Raw genomic sequence first — 384 nt, forward strand, 5'->3', positions numbered from 1 at the left:
CGGCCCGCACGGAGGTCGAGCGGCGCGGGGCGTCGCGGAGGCGGCGCGAGGGCCGGGAGGCGGGGCATGCCGACAGCGTGGGGGACAGGGGCGCCCCCTTGCACGTGCTCGTGCGGATCTGCAACATCGCCTCATGACCGCAGGTTTGCCCGACCTCCTCGCCGAGGTCGGGCCACGCCTCAAGCGGCTCCGCACGGCACGAGGCGCGACGCTCGCCGCGCTCGCGGCGGACACCGGGCTCACGGCCAGCACGCTGTCCCGCCTGGAGAACGGTCGTCTGCGCCCGACCCTGGAGCAGCTGCTGCCGCTGGCCCGCGTCCACCGCGTGCCGCTGGACGAGCTCGTCGCGGCGCCCGCGACGGGGGACCCGCGCATCCACCTGCG

At 77.1% G+C, this 384-nt stretch carries 1 protein-coding gene; it reads left to right on the forward strand.

What is annotated here, in order from left to right; all coding sequences use genetic code 11:
• Positions 1-133 precede the first annotated feature (133 nt).
• The coding region (locus tag G3I71_RS49885; RefSeq protein WP_164325615.1) for a helix-turn-helix domain-containing protein at positions 134-384 on the forward strand (251 nt) is incomplete at its 3' end.

Source organism: Streptomyces sp. SID12501 (assembly GCF_010550245.1).
Taxonomy (GTDB): domain Bacteria; phylum Actinomycetota; class Actinomycetes; order Streptomycetales; family Streptomycetaceae; genus Streptomyces.